We start from the raw sequence: 723 nt of genomic DNA on the forward strand, positions 1-723 counted from the left end.
AAAATCGCGTGCGTTCAAATTACCGGAAGAAGATGACAATAGGCTTGAATTCTGACTCATCAGGTTGCCTCCAAGAGTAGCGTTTCCTCCCAGTTTACTAAAAACGTTGTCTTTGCTGGCGGTAAACAAAACGCTATAGTTGCTTTCCTGAAATGTATTTTTTCCGATTGAATATCTTCCGTTGGCAGCAATCGGACTTCCGCCATACAATTTAGCTTCTGTGTTAGTTGTATACATGTCTGAGCCCGCACGTATTTCTGCATTCAGCCAATTGGTAAACTGATATTTTAACGCACCTGTCATAATATACCGGTCCCTGACATCATTGTTCGTGTTGTACCTCGTATTCCAGAACGGATTAATCGCACTCGATGCATCACCAAACCAGTACATGTTGTTGTTTGCATCCACTGCCGCCTCAAAGTCACGAATATCCAGAGATCTCGGAAGCAGGTACGTTGTTAGGAATGGGTTCTCCGTTCTGCTTCCGCCTATCGGCCTGTTCTTCGCATCCGACCTGATAAACTGTACCTTTGTATCGACTGTCCATCTATCAGCCTCGCCAAACTTGCTGACACTCCTTGCTGTTAGGTTTGTGCGCACCAGTTTTGCACCGGGAATAATACTTTTATTGTCAAGACGATTAAAAGAAGTGTAGATCGCTGTCGACTTAAGCTGTTGCTGCAGCGAGAAGCTTTGGTCAGACCAGGATCCATTTCTCAT

The 723-nt window shown here is 44.7% G+C and carries 1 protein-coding gene; it reads right to left on the bottom strand.

Features of this window, described 5'->3' with window-relative positions:
* Window positions 1–723, bottom strand: a 723-nt coding sequence (locus tag ACNOHI_RS24840) for a hypothetical protein (RefSeq protein ID WP_420477404.1), incomplete at both ends; no start/stop codon positions are given.

Origin of the sequence: Noviherbaspirillum sp. ST9 (genome assembly GCF_048799745.1) — a bacterium.
Taxonomy (GTDB): Bacteria; Pseudomonadota; Gammaproteobacteria; order Burkholderiales; family Burkholderiaceae_D; genus Noviherbaspirillum.